The following is a 25533-nucleotide window of genomic DNA, read 5'->3' on the forward strand; positions in this document are numbered from 1 at the left end:
GAGCAGGCTATAATGTAGTAACGTTGTTACAAATGAGGAGGTCCGGCTGATGCCCCCCGCTGCAACCACCATGAGCAGTCGAGAGTTCAACCAGGGCACGGGGAATGCCAAGAAAGCGGCGTACAACGGGCCGGTCTACATTACTGACCGAGGCCGACCCGCCTTCGTGCTTATGAGCTACGACCACTACCAGCAGCTTCTCGACGATCAACCAAGCCTCGTCGACTTGTTGAGCCTCACCCCCGGAGTAGGCGACATCGAATTGGAGATTCCCAAGCTTGACGATTCGGGCAAGCCCGCCGTCTTCGACTGATGTACGTGCTCGACACCAACATCGTCTCCGAAATTCGCAAGATCAAAACCGGAAAGGCCGATCCAGGGGTTGCAGCATGGACCCGCCGGGTAGCAACAGGTCTCACTTATATATCGGCCATCACCATTCAAGAATTGGAGCACGGCGTGCTCTTGACTGAGCGCCGTGACCCAGCCGCAGGGTCAACGCTGCGAAACTGGCTCGACAATGACGTATACGGCGCATTCGAGCAGCGGATCCTGCCCATCGACGCCACGGTCGCCCGATTGGCCGCAGCGCTTCATGTCCCCAACCCTGCTCCCGTCAACGATTCGCTGATTGCGGCAACGGCCATGGCCAACGGAATGGCCGTCGTCACTCGCAACTCCAGCGACTTCGAGCGCTTCGACAGTCTTCAGGTCTTGAACCCGTGGACGCAGGCATGACGGACAGCCAGCCAATCTCAGACATTGCCCGCTCCGGCGGAGAGCGCTACACCCACGGATACCACCAAGTAATCGTGGGGTGGCACTCACGGCGCACTGCCGAGGCATGCGCCGCCTTCTTGCTACCCCGACTGCGGCCCGATGCCGAGGTGCTCGACATCGGTTGCGGCTCGGGCACCATCACCACTGGCCTGGCCCGCCGCGCTAGCCGGGTGGTGGGTTTGGACATGTCGGCTGACGTGGTGGACGCAGCCCGGGCCCACGCTGACGACTGCGGTCTGTCCAACGCATCGTTCGAGGTGGGCTCGGTTTACGAGCTGCCGTGGGGCGATAACAGCTTCGACGTGGTGTACGCCCATCAAGTGCTCCAGCACCTCTCCGATCCAGTCCAGGCCTTGAAGGAGGCCCGGCGAGTACTGCGGCCAGGCGGACTCGTGGCGGTGCGGGACTCCGACTACGAAACCATGGTCCACGCCCCTGTGTTCCCGGCCATCGAGCGCTGGCGAGACCTCTACCACCAGGTTGCTACGGCCAATGGCGGCGAGGCAGACGCCGGGCGATACCTACTGTCGTGGGTGACCGAAGCCGGTTTCACCGATATCGAGACCACCGCCACCACCACCGCCCACACCGACCACGAGGGTCGGACTGTGTGGGGCCAGATGTGGGCAGTGCGGGTGATCGATAGCGACTTCGCCAACCATGCGATGAGCAACGGATTCGCCACCCGCGATGAGCTACAAGAGATCTCCGACGCCTTCCGCCAGTGGGCCGCCCAACCCGACGGCTTCTGGGCCTGGATAAACGGCGAGGTGATCGGAGTCAGCCCTCCGGACTGAAACTGTCACACCCATCCGTACTCTCGGACGATGAACAAAAATCCGAGGATCGAGCAAATGCAGATTTCAGCCTGGACGGCAGAGCCACATCGCAGTGCCCTCCACGACGCTGGAAGGTCCACCGATGAGGATCGCCCTCGTGACATGCTGGTTAGCAGTGCAAAGGCGAAGGGCGACTCGTTCAAGGCCGCGAACGCCATGATGGCGCAAAGGGAGCCAACCGAGACCGAATCGACTGTGCCCGACTACGGCCCAGACTTCCCTGTCTCCCCCATCCCTGCCGTCAACGTCGCTTCAGTCCCCCAGCGCTCACCTCTGCGTTACCCAGGCGGCAAGACCTGGCTCATTCCCCACATACGGGCTTGGCTCGCGCCCATACATCCCAGACCGAGGACGCTCATCGAACCGTTCTGCGGCGGGGGAACAGTAGCGCTCACCGCGGTATGTGAGGACCTGGTTGAGAAGAGCATCATGGCCGAACTCGACCACGATGTGGCTGCCTTTTGGCACACAGCACTGCGCCAGAACACTGATCTATGCCACCTCGTGTCAGCGTTCGAGCCCACACGCGAAGCCGTCTCCAATCTGGCCAACCAGGCCCCTCGAAGCCTGCTAGAGCACGGGTTTCAAACTCTGGTGCTCAACCGCACCCGACGCGGCGGCATCCTCGCCCCTGGCGCTGCTCTGACAAAGTCGGGCGAGAACAACAAGGGCCTTTCGTCTCGCTGGTATCCCGACACCCTCATCCAGCGATTGCAGACCATCGAGGCCCACGCCCCACAGATCACCTTCTGCGAGGCCGACGGCCTAGAACTCCTAGAGGTGGTTGCCGAAGCCCCCGGAACGGTGGCCTTCATCGACCCCCCCTATACCGCTGGCGGCAAGCGCGCCGGCAACCGGCTCTACACCCACCACCAGATCGATCACCGGCGGTTATTCAAGACCCTGGCCGAGACTCCAGTGGACTTCCTGATGACCTACGACCGCTCGCCGGAAATCGCCGAACTCATTGCAGAGTACGGATTCCACGCCGTCGAATTTGTCATGAAGAACACCCACCACGCCCAGATATCCGAACTCGTAATCACCCGACGAGCCGTCTTCAGATAACCAGCGATCCTCCCGATGCCCAACGAGCTGAAAACCCGATACGGGATAGCCGAGTGGTTCGGACAGGACTTCACATCAGCGACATCATCTGGCTCGTCACACGTCTAGAACGAGCAGCCGCTGGATCCTGGCAGCTAGCCCGAGACCACTGGGAGGTGCTCACCTTGGAAGACTCCAACAAACGCCTCCAAGCCGCCGAAACCGTTAGTCGAGAGCGCTTCGAGACAGCACTACAGTCACGGCTCCGACCCCTCTGACACGGTGGAGTAGCTGCTGAGGCTGCTCCGACCGAAACTGTCACACCCCCTGCTTAGGGTGGGGGGATGATCAAGACCGCACCAAGAATCCTCCCAACATTTGACTCGCCGTCTCGGCCGAAGTGGTTGGTCGAGGCTGCAAAAGAAGCCGCCTCGGCTTCATTCGCCGACTACGGCAGGACAGAGTGGCCCGACAAGGTTGCATACGCTTGCGACAAGATGCAGGCACTGGCTACCCAAGCATCTGACAACCATCCGCTGATTTGCGACCCGAAGTCGGCCCGCCGCCTTGAGGCGGGACCGGCGGGCGATGAGTTCAACGTGGCCTTGGCCGGGGAATTGCTGGGGGAGATGGTCGGCAAATTGTCATTCTCGTCTGAACACGACGAGATGTGTCGCAGTGCATATCCCGTCTTGTGGGACTTGGCTCTTGACGAATGTGCCAATGACCCCGACATGCCGGAAGCACCGGATCAGATTCTGTATGACCACAGCATTCGACTGTCAGAAGCCTGCAAGGACGGACCTCCCTGGCCCTCAGGACTGCATTACGCCAGCCACGCGGTGATGGAGTTCGCCCACCATGCCTCGGCCTACAGCTCTACTGGCCTCGGATTGGCTCACGCTGCTCCGGTCCCAGTGGAATGGCCGCCTCCTGATGCTCCATCTGCCTTGGCTTCGGCCCGGCGCACCTTGAGCGAGGCCCTTGATTCCGCGCTGTTGAGTCAAGACGAATACACCGCCAAGCTGCATGCCTTCCTATCTGCTCGTGACAACCCGAATCTCCCCGACCCGACCGTTGCGGAGACCGACCAGGTGGCTGCCGCTCTGCGCGACTGGAACGAGAGCGTCATTCCCGCGGCGAGGGGCCTCGCAGCAGCCACCTATGCCCATGCCTGGGAGTGGGCCAGCTCCGATCAAGACCGCTGGGATCTCGGAGTGATCATCTACGCCCACACCGAGGCGTTCCTCTCTGTCCACCACCTCAGGCAAGCCACCGATGCTTACGACCTGACCGACGCCGCCTGCCGCAGTTACGCCTGGTGGTGGTGCCACGACCGGAAGCTAGACATCGCCTCCCTACGGGAGACCGTAAGCACTTGGTAGACCTCGGAACGCTGCCAATTCTCACTTAGACTACTTTTTCTCACCCTTGTCGATATTTTTCAGCCCTTGATGGTGAGGAGTTCGAGGAGGTTGCCGTCGGGGTCGCGGAAGTAGACGGACTGGCCGCGCTCGCCGTTGCTGGCGGGGCGGGGGGCGGGGCCTTCGATGACCTCGATGCCGTGTTCGGCCAGATGGGCTTGGGCTTCGGCAATGGTTGCGCCCCAGCGGAAGCACAGGTCTACCGAGCCGGGGGTGGGCAGTCGGGCGTGGGGGGAGGCCGGGGAGGCGCCGGGATGCACGTTGATGCGATTGGCCCCCATCTGCATCATCACGATCGGCATTTTCCCGGCCCGGAACTCCTCTAGGTACATGGGCTCAGCCCCCAGCACCTTGCAGTAGAAGGCCACGGTGGCCTCCACGTCGGCCACGGTGATGGCCAGATGGTCGAATCCCTCAACGCTCATGTTGTCTCCGTCCGCAAGGGGATGCCCGCGGTGGAGCCCCCGTCGATGATGTACTCGTGGCCTGTCTGGTAAGACGCCGCGTCCGACACCAGATAGCAGGCTAGATCGGCCACCTCGGCGGCCACTCCGGCCCGGCGCAGCGGCACATGGCCGAACAACTCGGGGCGGCCGTGACGATCGGCCGACAACATGGCGGTCTCGATCGGGCCGGGATGGATGGAATTAACCCTGATCCCTTTGGGACCCAGTTCGATGGCCGCCACCTTGGACAGGCCCCGAACCGCCCACTTGGTGCCTCCGTAAGCCGCGTGTTGGGCAATACCCGCCATTCCGGCGATTGATGAGATGTTGACGATACCTCCGCCTCCTGCCTCGGCCATGGGATTGACCACGCTTTGGATGCCCAGGAACGTGCCTAGGTAATTCACCTGCCAGATTCGGTGCAAGCTCTCCGGGGTCTCGTCCATCAAAGGGGCGGTCCAGTGGATGGCCGCATTGTTCACCAGTGCCCGCAGCGGCCCCCGCTCCACCGCGGCGGCTACCACCCGAGCCCAGTCATCAGGCGAGGACACATCATGGTGCAGGTACAGAGCCTGGTCCCCCATATCAGCGGCCACCGCCTCCCCCTGCTCGTCGAGCACATCGCCCATCACCACGAATGCGCCCTCGGCAATGAACTTTCGGGCCTCGGCCTCGCCCTGTCCCCGAGCCGCCCCGGTAATGATCGCCACTCGTCCGTCAAGACATCCCATGGCAGATGTTCTAGCCGATCAGCTCACTGCGGCTAGCAGTAGTGTTCACAGCCATGCCATACCCGCAATCAGTCCTGGACATCGCCGCCCGCATCAACAACTGGGGACGATGGGGAGAAGACGATCAGATCGGCACGCTCAACTTCCTCACCGACGAGGTGGTGAAGGAGGCCGCGCAGTGCATCCGCACCGGCAAGCGCATCTCTCTGGCCTATCCCCTGCACAAAGACGGCCTCCAAACCGGCGTCATCCCCGGTCGGGTCAACCCGCTCAAGACCATGGTGTCGCTCAACTCATCCATGCTGGGCGACCCCGACATGTTCCACACTAGCGACGACGTGGTCACCATGGGCCTGCAATGCGCCACCCACTGGGACGGGCTGTGCCACGCCATGTACCGGGGCAAGCTCTACAACGGCCACGACGCCTCCACCATCACCGAGTGGGGGGCGTCGGTGTGCGGAATCGAGCAAGTCAAAAGCCTCACCGGGCGAGGCGTGCTGCTCGACATCGCCAAGCTCCACGGGGTGGACGTGCTGGAGCCGGGCCATGCCGTCGGCTACGACGACCTGACCAACGCGGCTGAAGCCCAAGGGGTGGAGATCCACACCGGCGACATCATCCTGGTGCGCACCGGGCTGTTCGCCTACGCCAAGGCCGGCGACCTCGACAACTACTACGGCGAGCCCATTCCCGAGTTGGGGGTTGTGCGCTCCGCCGGCATCGGGGTGACGGCCTGTGAGTGGTTCTACGACCACAACATCGCCGCGGTGGCCACCGACAACATCGTGTTCGAAGTGCTGCCCTTCGACCCGGCCTTTGAGGGGGCGATCATCGCCATCCACTGCCTCAACCTGGTGGACATGGGCCTCACCCAAGGCCAGAACTGGGACCTCGAGGAGTTGGCCGCCGACTGCGCCGCTGACGGCCAATACGACTTCTTCCTGGAGGCTTCGCCGCAGCCGTTCGTCGGCGGGCTGGGATCACCGGTCAACCCGGTGGCCATCAAGTAGAGAGATGTGGCCAGAGCAGTCAGGACAGCCTTCCAACCTGCTCCTCAAGCATACGGAGATCAAGGCTCTCGCGTAGGGAGTCGGCCAGCCGATCCAAGTCGCGCAACCAACGGCCATGCTGGTCCTCACCGGGGTCTGCCTTCCATCCCAGCCACTCCTCCAGCACTGCATGGCGATATTCGGCTAGGTCGAAGAGCCCGTGCACATAGGTTCCCATCACCCGGCCGTCCTCCGACCGGGCGGCGAAGGGATAGAGCATCGGATCTTGCGGGCTCTCGCCGTGGCGAATCTCGTACCCGGCGAATTCACACTTATCTGGCCACCGGGCCTGCCCAGAGACAGTGCGGACGAGTTTTTCCTGCTTGAGCTCGGCTTCCACCGGCAGCCAACCCAGCCCGTCGGTATTTGCGGGCCCCTCGATGCCAAGAGGGTCGAGAATACGCTGGCCGAGCATCTGCAATCCCCCGCACAGACCGAGGACCCGACCGCCGTAGCGCACATGGCGCTCTAGCGCCTCCACCCAGCCGTTCTGGCGAAGCCACGACAAATCGCCGGCCACCGCCTTGGAGCCAGGCAGCACCGCCAAGTCGAGTCCAGATAGAGAATCGGGATCGGCCAACCAGCAGAAGTCGATTCTGGGATCGTCTGCAATCGGATCCAAGTCGGAGGTGTTGCTGGCCCTCGGGTAGAAGACTCCCCCTACCCTCAACTTCGAAGAGGCCTCGTCGCTGTGATGTCTGCCTCGTCCCCCTAGAAAGGAATACGGGGCATCTTCTTCCGGCAGCGCCAGATCGTGAAGATAGGGCACACAGCCCAACAGAGGTCGCTGAGTCCGCTCGGTAAGCCAGTCGCACGCGTCGCCCAGCAAAGAGGCTTCGCCCCGAAATCGATTGATCACCAGGGCCTTGACCAATCGGCGATCAGGCGGATCGAGCGCGTCCATCGTGCCGTGCAAGGACGCGAATACGCCGCCGCGGTCGATATCGCCGATCAGCCAAACCGGCACCTCTGCGGCCTGGGCGAAGCCCATGTTGGCGATGTCCCCAATCCTCAGATTGGGTTCAGACGGCGAGCCTGCTCCTTCGACCAACACGAAGTCGTACTCCTCGCACAAGCGGTTAAAGGCAGCGAGCACTTCGGGCAAGAGCCCCTCTCGATCCTCCCGAAACCGGTTGGCCAACAGCGTCCCCCGTACTTGACCGGAGACCACCAGCTGGGCCTTTCGGTCGGCTTCGGGTTTGAGGAGCACCGGGTTCATGTCGACCGTCGGCTCAAGGCCACTGGCAAACGCTTGCAGGGCTTGGGCCCGGCCGATCTCGCCTCCCGAAGGACAAGCAGCAGAGGCGTTGCTCATGTTCTGCGGCTTGAATGGGGCGACGGAAACACCCGAGCGGGCCAGTAGGCGGCACAGCCCAGCAGTGAGCAGAGACTTGCCGACGCCCGAAGCCGTCCCCTGGAGCATCAGCGCTCTGCTCACAGGCCAGAAGAAGGCGCTTCTCGATTGGCGGCCGCCTCGGCGCGCTCCTCCTCGGAGCGGATCTGTTGGCGCAGCGGGATCTGGCGGATGAACAGAGCAGCCAGAATGCCCAAGGCGATAACTGGCGCGCCCACCGTGAAACAGCGCTGCACCCCCACTGAGAAAGACTCCAGCACAGCGTTGATGATGGAGGGATCCTGGATGGCCCGGATCTGCTGGGGGCTGCCCAGCAGCTTCTCGGGATCGGGCAGCGTGGCCAACTGGTCAGGGGTCACCTTGGACTCCAGGGAGGAGTTGAGCCCGGCGGCATAGATGGCGCCCATGACCGCCGCCCCGATGGTGCCGCCCAGAGACCGCACAAAGTTGGTGGCCGCGCTCACCATGCCGATGTCGCGATGGGGGCTGGCGTTCTGCACCACCAGCACCAGCACCGGCATGGTCATGCCCAGCCCCAGGCCGATGACGAACACCATGAGCCCCACCTGAACCTGGGTGATGCCCTGGTCCAAGAACAGTGCCAGCAGCAACATCCCGGTAGTCATCAACGCGGTACCGAGCACCAAGAACCCCTTGTAGTGCCCGTACAGGGTGAGCAGTCGCCCCGACACGACCGACGTGAAGATGATGCCGATGAACATGGGCATCATGTTGAGCCCCGAGCCGGTGGCGCTCACCCCCGACACCACCTGCAAGAACACCGGGATGAACAGGGTGGCCCCGAACATGACCAGCCCGATGAGCATCATGACCACCATCGACCAGCGCACGACGTCGTTGGAATACAGACGAGGGGGAAGGATCGGATCCTCCGCTCGGGTCTCCCACCAGAAGAACGCGGGCAGCAAGACGGCTGAAATGATGAATATGAGGACCATCGTCGGTGACGACCAAGCCAGCTGGTTGCCCCCCAGGCTGAGAGCGATCAGCAGCGGGGTGAATCCGGCGATGAGCAGCCCGGCGCCCAGCCAGTCGATGGGGCGGGACACCACGTCGAGGCGCACGTTGAACAGCAGGGCAATGGCCGCCATCGAGATCAGGCCCACGGGGATGTTCACGTAGAACACCCAGCGCCAGCTCAGATGGTCGACGAAGAACCCGCCGATGAGCGGACCGGCGACGCTGGCCGTGCCGAAGGTGCCCGCGATATAGCCCTGGTAGCGCCCCCGCTCGTTGGGGGCGACGATGTCGCCCACGATGGCCATGGGCAGGGCCAAAAGGCCGCCGCCGGCCAACCCCTGCAATGCCCGGAACAACACGAGCTGCAACATGGTCTGCGACAGGCCAGCCAACGCCGAGGTGATGATGAAGAAGCCGATGGTGATCTGGAACACCAGCTTGCGGCCGTAGAGGTCGCTGAGCTTGCCGATGAGCGGGGTGGAGATGGTGCCGGTGAGCAGATAGGAGGTGATGACCCAGGCCACTTGGTCTTGGCCGCCCAGCTCGCCGGCGATGGTGGGCACCGCGGTGGCCAGCACCGAGTTGTCCAGCGCGGCCAGGAACATTCCGGTCATCAGGGCGATCATGATTATGTGGACCTGGCGGGGGGCGAGTTCCTCCGCCTCCACCAACTCGGGATTGAACAGGCGGGCCCTCATCTCATCCGGCCCAGCAGATCAACCCGTCCACCGCCTAGATGGCTCGGGTCTTGCCTTCCCAGTAGGGGTCGCGCAGCCGTCGCTTGTAGAGCTTGCCGTTGGGGTCGCGGGGCATCTCGTCGGTGAAGTCGATGGAGCGGGGCCACTTCTGCTTGGCGATCTGGTCGCGGAGGAACTCCATGATGGCTCCCCGTGTGTCATCGTCGGCAGCTACCCCCGCAGCCGGCTCGATCACCGCTTTGATCTCCTCGCCGGTGTCCTCGTTGGGGATCCCGAACACCGCGGCATCGCCCACCAACGAACTCTGGAGCAGCGCCCCCTCGATCTCGGCGGGATAGATGTTCATCCCGCCCACGATGATCATGTCGTTGGCCCGGTCGTTGAGAAACAGGTAGCCGTCGTCGTTGAAGTAGCCCACGTCGCCCACGGTGAAGAACTCCTCCCCCAGTCGGGCCTTGTCGGTCTTGTCCTTGTCCTTGTAGTACTCGAATGTCTGACCGGTGGGCATCTTCATGTAGATGGTTCCGCTGGCGCCGGGCGGCAGGCGGTTGCCGTCCTCGTCCACCACGATGACCTCCGACCCCGGCCAGGGCCGGCCCACCGTGCCGGGGTACTGGCGCCACTCCTCGGGTGGTATGTAGGTGCCGCCCCCCTCGGTGGCCGCGTAGTACTCCCAGATGCAGTCGCCCCACCAGTCGAGCATCTTCTGCTTGGTCTCGACCGGGCAGGGGGCTGCGGCGTGAATCATCCGCCGCAGCGACGACACGTCGTAGCGCTCCTTCACCTCGTCGGGGAGTTGGAGCAGGCGGTGGAACATGGTGGGGACCATGTGGCTTTGGGTGACCTTGTAGCGGTCGATGCGCTCAAGCGCCCCCTCGGCGTTCCAGCGGCCCATCACCACCGCGGGATGTCCCATGTGCAGCGAGGTCGTACACCAGATGTTCACCGCGGTGTGGTAAAGCGGAGCCTGGGTGATATGGACATTTTCCTGGTGGGGCATGATGCCCAGCAGCATGAACAGCCCTCCGGATCCGGCGGCTGATTCGTCGGGGTGAACGCCGGGGAGCGCCCGCCGTACCCCCTTGGGCCGCCCGGTGGTGCCCGACGTGTAGAACATAAAGGAGCCGGTGGTGAGATCGTCGGGCCGGGTGGCAGGTTGGGCGTCGACCAACTCTGAGAGGGGGCGGAAGCCGTCGATGCTGCCCACTGAGAACCGGTTGGCAGCGGGCACGTCGCTGTCCTCCAACACTCTGAGGGCCTGGTCGACGAAGTCCTCGTGGACGATGAAGGCCTTGGTCTCGCTGTCGTTGACGATGTAGGCGATCTCCGGGCCGGCCAGGTGCCAGTTCACGGTGGTGAGGTAGTAACCCCCCTGGTAGGCGGCCATCGAAGCGGCCACCTGCTCGATCCCGTTGGGCAGCACGGTGGTTACCTGGTCGCCGGTGGAGAGACCCGCGGCCCGCAGGCCGTGGACGATGCGGTTGGTCAGCTCGGCTAGCTCCCCGTAGGTGATCTCGTTGTAATGGGGGTCGACTACCGCCAAACGCTGCGGGTCAGCCTCGGCGATCTTCCAGAACCCCAGCACGTCGGTATCAGCCATGCGTCCTCCAGTCGGCGTGAGTGCTTGGAGGATGGTAGGCGCAGGCAGATGAAAGGCCGAAACCGTGGCTATAGGCCGGTGAAGTCGGGGGGACGCTTCTCCATGAATGCGGTGATGGCCTCGACGTTGGCGGGCGCCCCCATAAGTCGGCTGAAGGCGGCGTTCTCCCGCTCGCGGGCCGCGGCCACCCCGTCGTGCCATCCGTGCGTGATAAGCGCCTTCGATTCAACCAGAGACGACACCGGCAGCCCGGCCAGCTTCTGGGCGTGGGCCATTGTCATTTCCATCAGCTCCTCAGGCGGGCACACCTTCCATACCAAGCCCATCACCTTGGCCTCGTCGGCGCTGATCCACTCGGAGCTGAGCAGGGTCCACATGGCCTGCTGTCGGCCCAGAAGCAGCGGGAAGGTGTAGCTGCTGGCCGCTTCGGGGGCCACCCCCAGGCTGGAGAACGGGCACCGCAGCCGGGCTTCGGTAGACATGAAAGACAGATCGGCGAACCCCAGCATGGTGGTTCCCACTCCGATGGCCAGGCCGTTCACCGCGCAGATGAACGGCTTGGGAAATGAGTCCATCTGGTCGAGCATTCCGGCGAATCCGTGCACGCCGGACTCGATGCCGCCGCCGCCGGGGTTCCGAGCGCCCATCTCCACCAAGTCGGTGCCGGCACAGAACGCCCGCCCGTTGCCGGTGAGCACCACTACCGCCACATCGGGGTCGGCGGCGGCGTCGATCAGCGCTTGGGCGGTGGCGTCGTACAGGGCCTCGTTGAAGGCATTGAGGGCGTCGGGCCGGTTCAGCCTGAGCAACCGCACCCGACCGTGGTCTTCGATCTCCAACATCGATCCGGCAGCCTACAACGGGTTCCAGCAGGGTTTGCGACCCAGCCCAGTTGTGCTCATCGGGGTTCAGCCATGAGGCTCGCGTTCAACCTGAAATGCCTGCTCACAAAACCGCATCGAGCCGACCAGTCCGGGGGTGGGCGGCAAGTATATGGAATGGGCTGAGCCAAATAGTGGATTTACTGGTGAACCCAGTTGTGGGCAGCGCAGATCATATCTATAGTGCCATGCACAGCATGACACTCGGGATCGCGTTAGGGGCTTATCTCGTCGTGCATTTGCTCGGCGCCTATCTTCTGCGCGCCTCCGGTGTAGGCCAAGACCTGTTCGGCCGCTTCCGCAACGTCCCCGACCTCCCCGACCCGAGGCAGCTGGCCGAGTACCCCGCCTTCGTGGAGAGCCATTCCTTCTGGGACACCGAAGGCGATGTGATTCTCAATGAGGTCGACGAGTTCGAGATCGAGGAAGTCTTCTGGAGCCGGAGGCGGCGCAAAACCGCCTGATCCTGCTGATCAGTTCGACTTGGCGTGGAGGCCGCCGTCTACCAGCACCACGGCGCCGTTGATGAACGAGGCGGCGGGCAGCACCAATGACAGGGTGATCTGGGCTACTTCCTCGGGATCGCCGTAACGGCGGAGCGGCACTCTACGTCGTGCATATTTCTCCTTGGCCTCATTGGGGATGGAGGCAGTCATCCCGGTGCGGATAGGGCCCGGGCAAACCGCGTTGGCGGTCACCCCGAAGCGGCCCAGTTCCACGGCCAGCGCCCGGGTGAAGCCCACCACCCCGTGCTTGCTCACGGTGTAGGGCGAGTTGTCGGGGGTGGCCATGATCCCCTCAGTGGAGGCCACGTTGACGATGCGCCCGTCCCCGTTGCGCTTCAGGTCGTCCAGACAGGCCCGCACCATGCGCATCTGGGCGACCAGGTTCACCTCTAAGACCGCGGCCCACACATCCTCGTACTCGGCAGCGTCCACTGGGGCGCCGGTGGCCACGCCCGCGTTGTTGACGAGGATGTCTATCGGCCCCAACTCGGCCCGCACCCAGGCCACCGCCTCCTCGATGGCCCCGGGATCGGCCATGTCGCACACCGACGCCAATGCGGTGCCGCCCGCGCCGATGATGGCATCAACCGTTGCGTCCAACCCATCACGGTTGACATCGAGCGCAGCCACCTTGGCCCCCTCGTCGGCCAGCAGCCACGCGGTGGCCCGGCCCATGCCCGAGGCCGCGCCGGTGACCACCGCCACCCGCCCGGCCACCGAGCGGTCCAGCTTGCTGAGACGGGCCATCAGCCCTTTCCCCGGACGTCCACCCGCCCGATCCCTGTTGCCAGCTTGCCGAGACGGGCCATCAGCCGCAGTGAGAGCGCTCGTGCTCGATCAGCCAGGTCTTGACCTCGGGACGGCCTCCGTACTCCCCTACCGAGCCGTCGCTTCGCACTACTCGGTGACAGGGCACGATCAGCGGGAAGGGGTTGGTGGACATGGCCGTGCCTACCGCTCGTGCCGCTCTCGAAGAGCCCGCCATGCGGGCCAACTCCCCATACGACACGGTGGTGCCGTAATCCACTGTCATAAGTTCGTCCAGAACCCGGCGATAGAACCCGTGGCTCAGCCGCCAGTCCAAGGCCAGCTCGAACCGTCGGCGGCGGCCCTCGAAATACTCGCGAAGCTGGGCGATGGGCTCGTCCACCCAAGCGGGGTCGCCCTGGCCTGTCGAACACGGCAGTTCGGCCAGCTCGGACATCATGTCCTCCCTGGCTTCCATGTAGCCGAAGCCGATTCTCACCACCCCTTGCGGTGTGGCCGCCAAGTTCAGTTGACCTATCGGCGTGTCCAGAGACCCCAGGGCAACCCCGAAGTCATCGGCTTCAGATGGGGCGAAATCGTTGCGGGTCAGCAGCGCAGTCGGAGACATGGCACTGACCGTAGCGGAATACCAGACTGAGGCGGTGGAGTCTTTGTGCAGTGAAAGCCAGATCTCATGAATGAGCGGGAGTCCCCGAGCACCGACCTTCCAGGCATTGATGCAGAAGCGGTCACCGCCTGGCTGACCGGCAGCATCGCCGACTGCGAGCCCCCGTTCGCCTTCGATCTGATCGCGGCGGGCGGGTCGAACCTCACCTTCCGTCTGTCTGACTCTGGGGGCCGGCAGTGGGCGCTGCGACGGCCCCCAGTGGGGTCGGCGCTGGCCACCGCCCACGACATGGGCCGGGAGTGGCGCATCATGGCGGCTTTGGGCGAGGCCGGCGATGTGCCGGTGCCCGAGATGGTGGCCTTCTGCGACGACCACTCGGTGAGCGGGGCCGACTTCTACGTGATGGGCTTCGTGGAAGGGCGCATCCTCAGAGACAAGGACTCGGCTGCCGACATTACCCCCGAGCAGGCCGAGATCGCCACCCAGAGCCTGCTGGATGTGCAGATCGCCTTCCACACCCTCGACCTCGACGAGGTGGGGTTGGGCGACTTGGGCCGCCGGGAGGACTATGTCGGCCGCCAGCTCAAGCGGTGGCGCCGCCAGGTGGAGGCCGCAGGCGTGCGGGAGGTGCCCCTGCTCATCGAGTTGCACGAGCGGCTGAGCGCGGCCAAGCCCGCCGAGGTTGCCCCCGCCGCGCTGGCCCACGGCGATTACCGCTTCGACAACACCGTGCTCGACGACCAGTGGCGCATCGCCGCAGTGCTCGACTGGGAGCTGTGTACCACCGGGAATCCCATCGCCGACTTCGCCTGGTCGCTCCAGTACTGGGCCGACCCCGGCGACGAGATGAGCTTCCTCACCGATCCCCCCACCGTGCTGGACTGCTTTGCCCGCCGCGCCGAGGTGGCCGAGCGCTACGCCACCCAGTCGGGCTTCGACCTGTCCGACCTCGGCTACTACGCCGTGTTCAGCTGGTGGAAGCAGGCCTGCATCGTTGAAGGGGCCTACGCCCGCCGCCTGAAGGGCATGACCGGCGGCATGGGAACCACCGGCGACGTCGATGACATCGCCCGCCGAGTAGACGCCATGCTGGCCCACGCCGCCGACATGGCTGCCGGGGTGCTGTAGATCCGTCGAGGTCAGGCGGCAGCGGCCACCAGGGTGGTGAGCAGCGCCAGAGTGAGGATCGACATGGGCACTCCGAGTCGGAGGTAGTCGGTGAAGCGGTAGCGGCCGGGGCCGTAGACCATAGTGTTGGTCTGGTAGCCGATGGGGGTGAGGAACGAGGCCGAGGCGGCCACGGCCACGCCGAGCGCCAGGGTGCGGGGATCCAAGCCGGCCTGAGCGGCCGCCTCCAGCGCCACCGGGAACACCAGGGCCACCGCGGCCACGTTGGTGATCAGCTCGGTCAGCAGCATGGCGGCGATCACGATGCCCAGCACCACCCCGGCGTCGCCCAGAAAGTCGAAGCCGGTGACGATGCCATCGGCCAGGTTTTCGGCCAAACCTGCCTCGTCCAGCGCGGCCCCCAGCCCGAACGCCGCGCCGATGGTGATCAGCACGCTGAAGTCCACCGCCTCTCGGGCCTCGCGGGGGGTGAGCACCCCGCCCACAACCACCGCTCCCGCGGCGATCAGCGCCGCCTCCAGCACGCTCAACACACCGGCCGCGGGCAGCACCACCAACGCCACCACCGCAGCCAGCGCCACCGGCGCCCGCCGAGTGGCCCGGGGCGGCGATCCGCCCAACCGGGACACCAGCAAGAAGTCGCTGTGGTTGCTCCACCGCTGGTCGAACCCGTCGGCGGCCAGCACCAGCAGCGTGTCGCCAACCCTCAGCCGCACCTGGCCGAACTTGGCCTCCACCGGGGCGCCGGAGCGGTGGATGCCCACCACCGCAGCCTGGTAGCGGCTCCGGAACCCGGCCTCGGCCAGCGTGCGCCCGCTGAGGGGCGAGGCCGCTCCCACCACCGCCTCGAAGAAGGTGTGGTCGTCGGAGTCCACCGCCTCCAGATGGGGATCCTCGGCGGATGCCAGCCCGGCCATGGCTTGGAGGTCGACAACCAGGTCGACCCGCCCCGCGAAGGTGAGCCGGTCGCCGCCCCGAAGTACGAACGTGGGGGCCACCGGGGCGATGACCGTTCCCTGCCGTTCCACCTCTACCAAGAACACCCCTTGAAGATGGCGCAGTCCCCCGGCCTCCACGGACTGCCCGTCGAAGGCCCCCTGCTCGACCACCTCCATCGACACCAGGTAGGAGCGCCCCTCGCCGGTGGCCTCAGGATCCCGGCGGTCGGGCAGCAGCCAGGGAGCGGCCACCACGATCAGCACCAACCCGGCACCGGCCAGCGGCAGGCCGAAGCGGGCCAGCTCGAACATCTCCAGCTCGTCTTCGCCCACCGATTGCAGCAGGCCGCCCAGCACCAGGTTGGTGCTGGTGCCGATGGCGGTGATGGCCCCTCCCAGGATGGTGGCGTAAGACAGCGGGATCAGAAACCGGGAGGCGGCTCGGCCGTAGCGCTCGGCCCAGCTCCGCACTGCGGGTACCAGCATGGCCACGATAGGGGTGTTGGCCAAGAAAGCCGATGCCGCGCTGGCCGGCGCCAGCAACCGGATCAGCGCGGCCCGATTCCCTGAGCCCCGATCCAGCACCCGGGCCACAATCGGCTGCAAGGCGTTGGTCTTTGTCACCGCGCCGGCCACCACGTAAAGCGCGCCGATGGTGATGGGCGCTGGGTTGCTGAACCCGCTGAAAGCCGCGTCGGCGCCGATGACTCCAAGCAGAAACAGCCCCCCGACAGCTCCCAGCAAGCCAGCAGCGGGTGAGAGCCGGTTGCTGATGAGCCCAGCACCCATTACTGCCAACACCGCGACGGTGAGCACCGCGTCGCCATCCATCCAATTAGATGCTAGGGGTCCTCCTGTGAATTGGCGGGGTGGATTGGCGGCTTGATGGCTCAAACGCGGCCGTCCTGCGATATTAAATACCCCCGTGGCCTCAAACTTGATCCAACCCCACGGCGGCGAGCTGGTCGACCTGCTGGTCGACGACGACACCGCCGAAGAACTCACAGCAACATCGCGCGACCTGCCGTCGTGTACCCTCCAACCCCGACACCTGTGCGACTTGGAACTTCTGCTGAATGGCGGCTTCTCCCCCCTGCGGGGATTCATGGGCCAAAGCGACTACGACCGGGTGTGCTCCGAAATGCGGCTGGCCGACGGGACACTGTGGCCGATGCCCATAACCCTGGATGTGGATGCCAAGACCGCTGAGGCGGCCCAGGCTGCCGGTCGGCTGGCGCTGCGCGACGTGGAGGGGGTCATGCTGGCTGTGCTCACGGTGAGCGACGCGTGGCGACCCGATGTCCAGTCGGAGGCCGAGGCAGTGTTCGCCAGCTCCGACCCCGATCACCCCGGCGTTGGCCACCTAATGCGGAGCAACGCCCCGGTTTATCTCGGCGGATCGGTGCAGGGTTTGCAACTCCCCGTCCACTACGACTTCACCGAACTGCGGAGCACCCCGGGCCAGCTGCGGGCCGCGTTCGATGCGGCGGGATGGAGCCGGGTGGTGGCCTTCCAAACCCGCAACCCGATGCACCGGGCCCATGTGGAGCTCACCAGGAGGGCCGCGGTGGAGGCCGACGCCAACCTGCTTATCCACCCGGTGGTGGGCATGACCAAACCCGGCGACGTGGACCACTACACCCGGGGCCGGGTGTACCAGCACATCATCATGCGCTACCCCGAGGACTCGGCCATGCTGGCCATGCTGCCGCTGGCCATGCGCATGGGCGGCCCCCGAGAAGCGGTGTGGCACGCCATCATCCGCAAGAACCACGGCGTGTCCCACTTCATCGTGGGCCGCGACCACGCCGGTCCTGGCGCCGACGCGTCGGGCACGCCCTTCTACGGCCCCTACGACGCCCAAGACATGCTCCAGGACTACACCGACGAGCTGGGCGTGGCCATGGTGCCGTTCAAGATGATGGTGTACGTCCCCGACAGCGACAACTACCACCCGATCGACGAGGTGGACGAGGGAACGGCCACCCTCAGCATCAGCGGCACCGAGCTGCGCGACCGGTTGGCATCGGGCGACGACATCCCCGAGTGGTTCAGCTATCCCGAGGTGGTGGCCGAGCTGCGCCGGACCCATCCCCAGAAGTCGAAGCAGGGCTTCACCGTGTTCTTCACCGGGCTCAGCGGCTCGGGCAAGTCAACCATCGCCAACGCCCTCATGTCCAAGCTGCTGGAGCGGGGCGGGCGGCCGGTAACGCTGCTGGACGGCGACGTGGTGCGCACCAACCTGTCATCGGAGCTGGGTTTCTCCAAAGAGCACCGCGACATCAACATCACCCGCATCGGGTACGTGGCCTCGGAGATCACCAAGCACGGCGGCATCGCCATCTGCGCGCCGATCGCCCCCTACGCCGAGCCCCGGCGCCGCAATAGGGAGGCAATCTCGGCCAACGGCGGCTACGTGCTGGTGCATGTGTCCACCCCGCTGGAAGTGTGCGAACAGCGGGACCGCAAGGGCCTGTACGCCAAAGCCCGGGCGGGCATCATCAAGGAGTTCACCGGCATCTCCGACCCCTACGAGGAGCCCATCGACGCCGATATCTTGCTGCCCACCGTGGATCAGACGCCCGATGAGGCGGCTCAGACCATCGTCGACCACCTGGTGGCCGAGGGATATCTCGAATAGCCCGGCAACCGGGATGCTGCGCTCCGACAATCAGATCGGCTAGACCGCTCCTATGTCCCGCTCCGGCAATCCGACCGGCTAGACCGCTCTTATGTCCCGCTCCGAAGATCTGGCCCGGATAGCCGACGCTCTGGCTGCGGCTGCCGAAGTGCTGGAGCGGTTCACGCCAGGCGAGGTCGAGGCCGAGTTGAAGGACGGGGGCGATCCGCTGACCGCGGCTGACACCGCGGTGAACGAGGTGCTGGCCGAGTCGCTGCGGGGGGGCGACGAGGGTTGGCTGTCGGAGGAAAGCGCCGATGTCGGCGACCGGTTGGACCGGCGGAGGGTGTGGGTGGTGGATCCGATCGACGGAACCCGGGAGTTCATCGACGGCATCCCCGAATGGTGCGTGTCGGTGGGGCTGGTGGAAGACGGCGTGCCGGTGGCCGGCGGCGTGCTGAGCCCGCCCAACGGCCACCTCATCATCGGATCGGACGAGACCGGTGTGGTGTGCAACGGCGCCGTGGCCAAGACGACGCCCACCACCGACCTGCGGGGCGCGCTGGTGCTGGCCTCCCGCAGCGAGGTGCGGCGGGGAGAGTGGGAGCGTTTCTTCTCCGCACCCATCGCGGTGCGCAACATGGGCTCGGTGGCCTACAAGCTGAGCCTGGTGGGGGCCGGGCTGGCCGACGCCACGTGGACGCTGGTGCCCAAGAACGAGTGGGATGTGGCCGGCGGGGCCGCGCTGGTAAGAGCCGGCGGCGGGCGGGTTTTCGGGGCCGACGGCGCCGATGTGGGGTTCAACCGGGCCGACCCGCTGATGGGCGGCTTCATCGCGGTTGCCCCCGGCCTCAGCGATCAGGTGATGGACCTGCTCGGCATCCGTTCAAAGCGGTGAACGTGTTTCGGCGGCTCGAAACGCATTCACCTGGGAAAAAGCGATGAACGACCACCAACTGGCCACCTCGCTGGCCACCGAGGCCGGAGAGCGGCTGGTGGGGCTGCGGGCCGAGATGAGCGGACAGCGCCTGGCCCCGTTCGCTGTGGGAGCGCGAGGCGACGCCGTCGCCCATGAGTTTATCGAAGACGCCCTCAACGAGCACCGTCCCGACGACATGGTGCTGTCGGAGGAGTCGCTGGACGACCGCCGCCGGCTTCAGCATCGCCGGGTGTGGATCGTGGACCCGCTGGACGGCACCCGGGAGTTCTCCACTCCGGGCCGCACTGATTGGGCGGTCCATGTGGCCCTGGTCGCCGACGGCACGCCTGTCGCCGCCGCGGTGGCCCTCCCCGCCCAGGGGATCACCCTGTCCACCAAGCCGGCCCCGCCCACACCGGAGGCCGCTGTCCCGCCCCGGGTCATCACCAGCAGAAGCCGTCCCGGCCGCCTATCCCGCCGCATCGCCGATGCCATCGGGGCCGAAATCGTCCAGCTCGGCTCGGCCGGGGCCAAAGCCGCCGCCGTCATAGGCGGCGAGGCCGAGGTGTATGCCCACGCGTCGGGGCTGCACGAATGGGACTTGTGCGCTCCCGCTGCGGTGGCCGCCGCCGCCGGGCTGCACGTCTCCCACTTAGATGGGTCAGAGGTGCGGTTCAACCAATCCGACACTTACGTGTCCGATTTCGTGATCTGCCACCCCGATTTCGCCTCGGCCGTCATCACCCGGTGATTTTCGCCGCCGTCCCCCCGTAGATTGGGAGCTGCTGTGAGATTGGTGATCGCCCGCTGCTCGGTGGACTACGACGGCCGGTTGGCCGCGCGTCTGCCCGAGTCCGTTCGGCTCATCATGATCAAAGCCGACGGCTGCGTGGCCATCCATGCCGACGGCGGGGCCTACAAGCCGCTGAACTGGATGAACGCCCCCAATCGGCTGTCGGAGGAAGACGGTGTCTGGACGGTGGTCAACCCGGCTGGCGAGAAGCTGACCATCACCATCCACGAGCTGATCTCCGACACCGCCCACGAGCTGGGCCACGACCCCGGGCTGGACAAAGACGGGGTGGAGGCCCATCTTCAGGAGCTGCTGGCCGCTACGCCCGAGGTGCTGGAAGACGGGTTCCTGCTGGTGCGGCGGGAGTACCCCACCGACATCGGTCCGGTGGATCTGCTGTGCCGAGACGCCGACGGCCGCGTCGTCGCGGTTGAGGTGAAGCGGCGCGGGGAGATCGCCGGGGTGGAACAGCTCACCCGCTATCTCCAGTTCTTGAACCAGGATCCGGCGCTAGCACCGGTGCGGGGCATGCTTGCTGCCCAAGTCATCCGCCCTCAGGCCCGGGCTTTGAGCGCCGACCGGGGCATCGAGTGTGCAGAGATCGACTACGACCTGCTCCGAGGCATCGAGCCCAACCAGGCCAAGCTGTTCTGAACCCGGCCATGCTCGCTCCCCAGCCTGAACCCGGTCGGCGACCCGGTCCCACTACCATCCGATAACCGGCATGGATCCGCATTCCCCACTCCGCCTGCGCCGACCCCCCCGCCCCCTCTGGGTCTGGGCCCTCATGGTCGCCCCAGTCGCTCTCTTGGCCATCTGGCTGATCTCCTGGCTGGTTGACTCCTCCAGCAACGACGACAAGACCCCCCGAGGGCTGAAGCTGGAAAGTGCGGCCATCCCCGACGTCAGCATCGACATCGGAGGACTGAGCGAGAATGACGTCGCCGAAGTGGTGGCGGAATTGGCCGAGCGCTTTCAGCAAACCCCGGTAGAGATCACCACCCCCAGCCGGGTCGTCACATTCAACGCCCAGGAGATCGGACTGGCGGTTGACGTGGAGGGCACCGTCGCCGCGATCATGGCCCTGGACGGCGACGCAAGCAACCCCATCGGTTGGACCGCGTCATTTTTCGAGAACTCTCAGTCAGAGCTTTTGTTCGAGGCGTCAACCGACGCCAGCCAACTGGCGAAGCTGGAAGCCGAACTGCACCAGCCGCCGGTCGACCCCTCCATCGTTCTGGAAAACGGCATATTCCAAGTGACCCCCGGTACGCCTGGCGAGGTCGCGGACCTGTCCGGGGCGCTTCCCCAATTGCTGGGGGCGGCGAACCGTGGGGCCAGCCCCTTGATGGCTGAAGCCGACGTAAGACTCATCCCGCCCGAGGTTGCCGAGTCGGCGATGGCCGTGACCGCCGACTGGATGAATCAGCGCACCGCTCAGGGCCTTTTGGTCACGGTCGAGGAGGTCACCAAAAGGGTGCAGCCAGCCCAGCTTCGATCGTGGGTGATCCTCTATAACGTCAACAACGAGTGGAGCTACGACATCGACCGGAAGAAGCTGGAAGACGACCTGGCCGAGCTATTCGTCGAGGTCGCCACCGTGGCGTCCGAGCCAGTGCTCACGGTGACCGACGATACGCCGGTACTCGTCAGCGAAGTGCCCGCCCTAATCTGCTGCGATGAGTCGGCATACCGCGAGGTGCTCAAGGCCCTGAAGACCCGACTGCCTGCTGTGGAATTGGGGCTGCGGGAATCCGACAAGATCAACGACCAGAGCTGGCTGGCCGATCGGGGCATTGTGGAGCTGACCGGGCGGTTCACCACCTACTACACGGCGGGTCAAGACCGGGTCTCCAACATCCATCGCATCGCCGAGTTGATCCAGGGGGCGGTGGTCTATCCGGGCGAGACGTTCTCGGTCAACGAATTCGTGGGCGAGCGCACCGAGGAAAAGGGGTTCGTGGACGCAGGCGTGATCTACGACGGGGTGTACAGCTCAGATGTGGGCGGGGGCATCTCCCAGTTCATAACCACCCTGTTCACCGCGGCCTTCAACGCGGGGATGGAGTTCCCCGAATACCAAGCCCACAGCATCGACATCTCCCGCTACCGGGAGGGGGTGGACGCCACCATCTCCTGGCCGAAACCCGACTTCAAGTTCCGCAACCCCAATCCCTACGCGGTGCTGCTGTGGCCCACGGTTAACGACGACAGCATCACCGTGAGCGTGTACTCCACTGCTTATGCCGAGGTGGAGTGGACCAATCGCTATGACACCCCGCGCCGGTTCTGCACCCTGCGAACCACCGAGCGCAGCCGAACCTACTCCGATGGCACCGTGCTGCGAGACTCGGCGATCGCGCTCTACCAGCCCCGTGAGGGCATCAACTGCGACGGGGTGTGCACCTCCTCGGTGCTGCCGTTGGACGGCGACGGCGACGGCGAGGCGGAGTTCGACGACGAGGGACTGCACCAGGAGTGCGTCAGCCCCGAAGACTGCATCGGAACCCACGCGCCGATTGACGTCGACGAGGACAACAGACCCGATCTCTGCTCGATCCCGCCGCCGGCCGAAGAGGGTGAGCCGGGCGAGACTGGCCCCAAGGAGGGCGAGCCGGGGGACGCCGCCCCTGAAGAGCCCACGCCCGAGGCGACTCCGCCTCAAGACCCCGAGACAACACCGGGGCAGACCCAGGCTTTAGACCCCGAGCGAGACCAAAGCGCATGATCCAGTCGAACCAATGACCGTTGAGTGGGACACCGCCATCGTGGGTGCCGGGCCGGCCGGCTGTGCGGCGGCCATAACCCTGGCCCGGGCCGGACAGCGGGTTGTGATGGTTGACCGGGCTCGCTTTCCCCGTCCCAAGGCGTGCGGCGACGGCCTCACCGCCGGGGCGCTGCGGCTCTTGGAGGGCTTGGGGCTGGACCCGACCCCCATCTCGACGTGGATGCCGGTGGAAGACGTCTGCATCCGGTCGCCCTCCGGCCGCACCGTCGAGTTCCCCCTGCCCCGGGGAGGGGGCCAGTTCGCCGCGGTGGTGCCCCGGGCGGAGTTGGACAACGCCTTGGTTGAGCAGGCAAGGGCCGAGGGAGCGATGCTGGTCGAGGGCGCCCCATGCCGGGGAGTTGTCGAAGACGACGGCCATGTGGCGCTAGAGGTGAACGACCACGGCACCATGACGGCGCGGTTCGCCGTCGCCGCCGACGGAATGTGGTCGCCGACTCGCAAGTTCCTGGGGTTGGCGCCCGAAGGATACCGGGGTGACTGGCACGCGTTCCGCCAGTACTGGTCGGGAGTAGACTCCTCGGCCAGTAGGGCCCTGTGGGTGTGGTTTGAGGAGGAGATCCTGCCGGGCTACGCCTGGTCGTTTCCGCTTCCCGACGGCCGGGCCAATGTGGGCTTCGGTGTGCGCCGCGGCGGTCCGGTGGCAGTAGGTGAAATGGGCAGGCTTTGGCGGGAGTTGCTGGAGCGAGACCACATCCGGGCCGTGCTGGGCCACAGCGCAGCCCCCGAGACCTCCCACCGGGCTTGGCCCATCCCGGCCCGCATCGACAAAGTCCCGCTGACTGCCCGGCGAACCATGTTCGTGGGCGACGCCGCCGCGGCCACCGACCCCATGAGCGGCGAGGGCATCGCCCAGGCCCTGCTCACCGGCATCGGCGCGGCCAACGCCGTGCTCGATGGCGACGGCGCCGATCAGGTGATGGCCGGATACCGCCGCTTCGTGCGCCGAGAGCTGTTCGCCGACCACCGCATGGCCCGCCGGCTGGGCCGCGTTCTGGCCACCCGCCCCGGCGCCCGGGGCGCGGTGCGCATCGCCGGCCTCACCCCCTGGACCCGGCGCAACTTCGCACGCTGGCTCTTCGAGGACTACCCCCGGTCGATCATCACCACCCCCCGCCGCTGGCGCCGCAGACCCCTCACCACCCCCGGGGCATATCGCTGACGGTGCCGACCGCGGCCCGCTGGCCCTAACCTTCAGGCCATGGCATTGAGTTTTGACAACCGGGTTGCGATCGTCACCGGGGCGGGAGGCGGGCTAGGGCGGCTTTACGCCCTGGAACTGGCCCGGCGGGGGGCCCGGTTGGTGGTGAACGACTTGGGCGGGGCGGCCGACGGCACCGGGGCCAGCGAGGGGCCGGCCCAGTTGGTGGCCAACGAGATCAACGGCGGCGGCGGCGAGGCGGTGGCCGACACCAACTCGGTGGCCACCTCCGAAGGCGGGGCGGCCATCACTGCTACCGCCATGGATGCGTTCGGCCGGGTGGACGTCGTGATCAACAACGCCGGCATCCTGCGGGACAGGACCTTCCACAAACTGGAGGACGAGCAGCTTCACCCGGTGCTGGCAGTGCATCTTCGAGGGGCGTTCAACGTCACCCGGCCGGCCTTCATGCAGATGCGAGAGCAGGGTTATGGCCGCATCGTGTGCGCCACGTCCAACGCCGGGGTGCTGGGCAATTTCGGCCAGTCCAACTACAGCGCGGCCAAGATGGGGCTGGTGGGGCTCACCAACACGTTGGCGCTGGAGGGGGCCAAGTACAACATCAAGGCCAACTGCATCGCCCCGGTGGCCACCACCCGCATGACCGAGGCCATCTTCGGCGAGGAGATTCGAGAGGCCATGGACCCGGCGCTGGTCACACCGGTGGTGTGCTTTTTGGCCCATGAGGACTGCCCGGCCTCCGGCGAGGTGTACTCCGCGGCCGGCGGCACCGTGGCCCGGTTCTTCATCGGCCGGACTCCGGGCTACTACAACCCCGACCTCACCGTCGAGGATGTGGCCGAGAACTTCGACCACATCCGCGACGAGACCGGCTACAAGGTGCTGAACGACGCCAACCACGAGGTGGGCGTGGCCTACAAGACGATCCGGACTGCCCAGCAGTGACCCAGTCGGGGGCTGCCGCAGAGGCCTTCGACGAGGCCGTTGAGCAGGCCTTCGCCCGTTTGCGGGGCAATCCGGTGGCCGACCGGGTGTTCTACACCGCTTCGGAGCTGGGCAATTTCAGCATCCTGTGGCATGCCTTGGCCTGGGCCGGGGCCACATCCAAGCGGGGCCGCCGACGGGCCTTGCGGGTGTCGGCGGCCTTGGCGGTGGAGTCGGCGCTGGTCAACGGACCGATCAAGTCGGCCTTCAACCGCTCCCGCCCGCTGGCCGAACACGACCACCCCCACCGGTTGCGCCAGCCCCTCACCAGCAGCTTCCCCAGCGGCCATGCCAGCGCGGCGGTGGTGGCCGCTGCGCTGTTGTCGGAGTCCCGACGCCGGTGCTGGCCCTTCTGGGCCGCGGCCTCAGTTGTGGCCGCCAGCCGGGTGCATGTGCGCATCCACCACGCCTCCGACGTGATGGTCGGCGCCCTGGTGGGCGCAGTGATCGCCCGACTGGTCAAGAAGATCTGGCCCCTTCGCTGAGATGC

At 65.8% G+C, this 25533-nt stretch carries 25 protein-coding genes; 16 read left to right on the top strand and 9 right to left on the bottom strand.

Features of this window, described 5'->3' with window-relative positions:
* Nucleotides 1-49 precede the first annotated feature (49 nt).
* The 5 genes from ACOGXA_RS08990 to ACOGXA_RS09010 all read left to right on the top strand — a co-directional run bounded on the left by ACOGXA_RS08990 (nucleotide 50) and on the right by ACOGXA_RS09010 (nucleotide 4051).
* Nucleotides 50-313 (top strand): type II toxin-antitoxin system Phd/YefM family antitoxin, encoded by a 264-nt coding sequence (locus ACOGXA_RS08990; protein WP_419926917.1) that lies wholly within the window; start codon nucleotides 50-52, stop codon nucleotides 311-313.
* The gene (locus ACOGXA_RS08995) at nucleotides 313-738 is read left to right on the top strand and encodes a type II toxin-antitoxin system VapC family toxin (protein ID WP_419926918.1); all 426 of its coding nucleotides are present in this window, start codon (nucleotides 313-315) and stop codon (nucleotides 736-738) included. Before ACOGXA_RS08990 ends, ACOGXA_RS08995 begins: the two co-directional genes overlap by 1 nt.
* Nucleotides 735-1577: a class I SAM-dependent methyltransferase gene (locus ACOGXA_RS09000; RefSeq protein WP_419926919.1), complete on the top strand. Its 843-nt coding sequence runs from the start codon at nucleotides 735-737 to the stop codon at nucleotides 1575-1577. The genes ACOGXA_RS08995 and ACOGXA_RS09000 overlap by 4 nt, the downstream gene beginning before the upstream one ends.
* Nucleotides 1578-1721: 144 nt before the next feature.
* The gene (locus ACOGXA_RS09005) at nucleotides 1722-2687 is read left to right on the top strand and encodes a DNA adenine methylase (protein ID WP_419926920.1); all 966 of its coding nucleotides are present in this window, start codon (nucleotides 1722-1724) and stop codon (nucleotides 2685-2687) included.
* A 476-nt stretch (nucleotides 2688-3163) separates the two neighbouring features.
* Nucleotides 3164-4051 (top strand): hypothetical protein, encoded by an 888-nt coding sequence (locus tag ACOGXA_RS09010; RefSeq protein WP_419926921.1) that lies wholly within the window; start codon nucleotides 3164-3166, stop codon nucleotides 4049-4051.
* Between the two features lie 59 nt (nucleotides 4052-4110).
* Here the strand turns inward: ACOGXA_RS09010 and ACOGXA_RS09015 are convergent, their stop codons facing one another.
* Both ACOGXA_RS09015 and ACOGXA_RS09020 read right to left on the bottom strand, forming a co-directional pair.
* Entirely contained in the window at nucleotides 4111-4515 is a 405-nt protein-coding gene (locus tag ACOGXA_RS09015; RefSeq protein ID WP_419926922.1) for a VOC family protein, read from the bottom strand.
* On the bottom strand, nucleotides 4512-5267 hold the full coding sequence (locus ACOGXA_RS09020) for an SDR family oxidoreductase (RefSeq protein ID WP_419926923.1): 756 nt from the start codon (nucleotides 5265-5267) through the stop codon (nucleotides 4512-4514). Before ACOGXA_RS09020 ends, ACOGXA_RS09015 begins: the two co-directional genes overlap by 4 nt.
* A 53-nt stretch (nucleotides 5268-5320) precedes the next feature.
* Between ACOGXA_RS09020 and ACOGXA_RS09025 the strand changes: the two genes are divergently transcribed.
* Entirely contained in the window at nucleotides 5321-6280 is a 960-nt protein-coding gene (locus tag ACOGXA_RS09025) for a cyclase family protein (protein ID WP_419926924.1), read from the top strand.
* Between the two features lie 19 nt (nucleotides 6281-6299).
* On the opposite strand, the gene ACOGXA_RS09030 is transcribed toward ACOGXA_RS09025, so the two are convergent.
* From ACOGXA_RS09030 to ACOGXA_RS09045, 4 genes are all read right to left on the bottom strand, one after another.
* Nucleotides 6300-7742: a cobyric acid synthase gene (locus ACOGXA_RS09030; protein ID WP_419926925.1), complete on the bottom strand. Its 1443-nt coding sequence runs from the start codon at nucleotides 7740-7742 to the stop codon at nucleotides 6300-6302.
* An 11-nt stretch (nucleotides 7743-7753) separates the two neighbouring features.
* The gene (locus ACOGXA_RS09035) at nucleotides 7754-9352 is read right to left on the bottom strand and encodes an MDR family MFS transporter (protein ID WP_419926926.1); all 1599 of its coding nucleotides are present in this window, start codon (nucleotides 9350-9352) and stop codon (nucleotides 7754-7756) included.
* A 34-nt stretch (nucleotides 9353-9386) separates the two neighbouring features.
* Nucleotides 9387-10952 (bottom strand): acyl-CoA synthetase, encoded by a 1566-nt coding sequence (locus ACOGXA_RS09040; RefSeq protein WP_419926927.1) that lies wholly within the window; start codon nucleotides 10950-10952, stop codon nucleotides 9387-9389.
* A gap of 68 nt (nucleotides 10953-11020) precedes the next feature.
* Nucleotides 11021-11794, bottom strand: a complete 774-nt coding sequence (locus tag ACOGXA_RS09045; RefSeq protein ID WP_419926928.1) for an enoyl-CoA hydratase/isomerase family protein — start codon at nucleotides 11792-11794, stop codon at nucleotides 11021-11023.
* 236 nt (nucleotides 11795-12030) lie between these two features.
* On the opposite strand from ACOGXA_RS09045, the gene ACOGXA_RS09050 reads away from it, so the two are divergent.
* Nucleotides 12031-12297, top strand: a complete 267-nt coding sequence (locus ACOGXA_RS09050; protein ID WP_419926929.1) for a hypothetical protein — start codon at nucleotides 12031-12033, stop codon at nucleotides 12295-12297.
* Between the two features lie 9 nt (nucleotides 12298-12306).
* Here ACOGXA_RS09050 and ACOGXA_RS09055 read toward each other — a convergent pair whose 3' ends face one another.
* Nucleotides 12307-13086, bottom strand: coding sequence for an SDR family NAD(P)-dependent oxidoreductase (locus ACOGXA_RS09055; RefSeq protein ID WP_419926930.1), 780 nt, complete (start codon nucleotides 13084-13086; stop codon nucleotides 12307-12309).
* Nucleotides 13087-13147: 61 nt separating this feature from the next.
* Nucleotides 13148-13714: a methylated-DNA--[protein]-cysteine S-methyltransferase gene (locus tag ACOGXA_RS09060; protein WP_419926931.1), complete on the bottom strand. Its 567-nt coding sequence runs from the start codon at nucleotides 13712-13714 to the stop codon at nucleotides 13148-13150.
* Between the two features lie 66 nt (nucleotides 13715-13780).
* Here ACOGXA_RS09060 and ACOGXA_RS09065 point away from each other — a divergent pair, with 66 nt between their 5' ends.
* Complete coding sequence (locus ACOGXA_RS09065) at nucleotides 13781-14842, top strand: phosphotransferase family protein (RefSeq protein ID WP_419926932.1); 1062 nt, start codon at nucleotides 13781-13783, stop codon at nucleotides 14840-14842.
* Between the two features lie 11 nt (nucleotides 14843-14853).
* On the opposite strand, the gene ACOGXA_RS09070 is transcribed toward ACOGXA_RS09065, so the two are convergent.
* The gene (locus ACOGXA_RS09070) at nucleotides 14854-16611 is read right to left on the bottom strand and encodes an SLC13 family permease (protein ID WP_419926933.1); all 1758 of its coding nucleotides are present in this window, start codon (nucleotides 16609-16611) and stop codon (nucleotides 14854-14856) included.
* A gap of 94 nt (nucleotides 16612-16705) precedes the next feature.
* Here ACOGXA_RS09070 and ACOGXA_RS09075 point away from each other — a divergent pair, with 94 nt between their 5' ends.
* From ACOGXA_RS09075 to ACOGXA_RS09110, 8 genes are all read left to right on the top strand, one after another.
* On the top strand, nucleotides 16706-18421 hold the full coding sequence (locus ACOGXA_RS09075) for a bifunctional sulfate adenylyltransferase/adenylylsulfate kinase (protein ID WP_419926934.1): 1716 nt from the start codon (nucleotides 16706-16708) through the stop codon (nucleotides 18419-18421).
* Between the two features lie 91 nt (nucleotides 18422-18512).
* Nucleotides 18513-19298 carry a 3'(2'),5'-bisphosphate nucleotidase CysQ gene (locus ACOGXA_RS09080; RefSeq protein WP_419926935.1) on the top strand — a complete coding sequence of 262 codons (786 nt, stop codon included), beginning with the start codon at nucleotides 18513-18515 and terminating at the stop codon, nucleotides 19296-19298.
* A gap of 43 nt (nucleotides 19299-19341) precedes the next feature.
* Nucleotides 19342-20070 carry an inositol monophosphatase family protein gene (locus ACOGXA_RS09085; RefSeq protein ID WP_419926936.1) on the top strand — a complete coding sequence of 243 codons (729 nt, stop codon included), beginning with the start codon at nucleotides 19342-19344 and terminating at the stop codon, nucleotides 20068-20070.
* A gap of 36 nt (nucleotides 20071-20106) precedes the next feature.
* Nucleotides 20107-20766 (top strand): endonuclease NucS, encoded by a 660-nt coding sequence (nucS, locus tag ACOGXA_RS09090; protein WP_419926937.1) that lies wholly within the window; start codon nucleotides 20107-20109, stop codon nucleotides 20764-20766.
* A gap of 70 nt (nucleotides 20767-20836) precedes the next feature.
* Nucleotides 20837-22840: a VanW family protein gene (locus ACOGXA_RS09095; RefSeq protein ID WP_419926938.1), complete on the top strand. Its 2004-nt coding sequence runs from the start codon at nucleotides 20837-20839 to the stop codon at nucleotides 22838-22840.
* 13 nt (nucleotides 22841-22853) lie between these two features.
* A complete protein-coding gene (locus ACOGXA_RS09100; RefSeq protein WP_419926939.1) occupies nucleotides 22854-24059 on the top strand; it encodes a geranylgeranyl reductase family protein in 1206 nt (401 codons plus the stop codon).
* Nucleotides 24060-24098: 39 nt separating this feature from the next.
* A complete protein-coding gene (locus tag ACOGXA_RS09105) occupies nucleotides 24099-25004 on the top strand; it encodes an SDR family oxidoreductase (RefSeq protein WP_419926940.1) in 906 nt (301 codons plus the stop codon).
* Nucleotides 25001-25528: a phosphatase PAP2 family protein gene (locus ACOGXA_RS09110; protein WP_419926941.1), complete on the top strand. Its 528-nt coding sequence runs from the start codon at nucleotides 25001-25003 to the stop codon at nucleotides 25526-25528. The genes ACOGXA_RS09105 and ACOGXA_RS09110 overlap by 4 nt, the downstream gene beginning before the upstream one ends.
* Nucleotides 25529-25533 lie beyond the last annotated feature (5 nt).

This window comes from Candidatus Poriferisocius sp. (assembly GCF_965208475.1).
Classification (GTDB): domain Bacteria; phylum Actinomycetota; class Acidimicrobiia; order Acidimicrobiales; family Bin134; genus Poriferisocius.